Raw genomic sequence first — 1,202 nt, 5'->3', positions numbered from 1 at the left:
CGGGTGATCATTCGTTTTGCGGGTGATTCGGGTGACGGTATGCAGCTCACCGGGGATCGGTTCACGTCGGAGACGGCGTCGTTCGGGAATGATCTGTCGACGCTGCCGAACTTTCCGGCGGAGATCCGGGCGCCCGCGGGGACGCTGCCGGGGGTCTCCTCGTTCCAGTTGCATTTCGCGGATCACGACATCCTGACCCCCGGGGACGCGCCGGATGTGCTGGTGGCGATGAATCCGGCGGCGCTCAAGGCGAACATCGCCGATGTGCCGCGTGGTGGTGAGGTCATCGTGAACACGGACGAGTTCGCGAAGCGGGCGATGGCGAAGGTCGGCTACCTCACCTCGCCGCTGGAGGACGGGTCGCTGGAGGGCTACCGGGTGCATCCGGTGCCGCTGACGACGCTGACGTTGGAGGCGTTGAAGGAGTTCGGGCTGCCCCGCAAGGAGGCGGAGCGGTCGAAGAACATGTTCGCGCTCGGTCTGCTGTCCTGGATGTATCACCGGCCCACCGAGGGCACGGAGGCGTTTTTGCGGCGGAAGTTCGCGAAGAGGCCGCGGATCGCGGAGGCGAACGTGGCCGCGTTCCGGGCGGGCTGGAACTTCGGGGAGACCACCGAGGACTTCGCGGTCTCCTACGAGGTCGCCCCCGCCACCGCCGCCTTTCCCGCCGGTACCTACCGCAACATCTCCGGGAACCTGGCGTTGTCCTACGGGCTGATCGCGGCGGCCCGGCAGGCGGATCTGCCGCTGTATCTGGGCTCGTATCCGATCACGCCGGCCTCGGACATCCTGCACGAGCTGAGCCGGCACAAGAACTTCGGGGTGCGCACCTTCCAGGCGGAGGACGAGATCGCCGGGATCGGTGCGGCGCTGGGGGCGGCGTTCGGCGGCTCGCTGGCGGTGACCACCACCTCCGGCCCCGGGGTGGCGCTCAAGAGCGAGACGATCGGGCTGGCGGTCTCGCTGGAGCTGCCTTTGCTGATCGTGGACATCCAGCGCGGCGGGCCCTCGACCGGGCTGCCGACCAAGACCGAGCAGGCGGATCTGCTGCAGGCGATGTACGGGCGCAACGGTGAGGCACCGGTGCCGGTGGTCGCGCCCAGGACGCCGGGGGACTGCTTCGACGCGGCTTTGGAGGCGGCCCGGATCGCCCTGGCCTACCGCACGCCGGTCTTCCTGCTCTCCGACGGCTACCTGGCCAA

1 protein-coding gene is annotated in these 1,202 nt (G+C 68.8%); it reads left to right on the top strand.

Annotation, left to right across the window (positions count from 1 at the left end; genetic code table 11):
* The coding region (locus tag ACWGSR_RS37675; RefSeq protein ID WP_453573973.1) for a 2-oxoacid:acceptor oxidoreductase family protein at positions 1-1,202 on the top strand (1,202 nt) is incomplete at both ends.

The organism is Streptomyces sp. NPDC055632 (genome assembly GCF_053618675.1).
The sequence above is the reverse complement of the archived record's forward strand: the minus strand, read 5'-3'. Positions and strand labels throughout refer to the sequence as shown.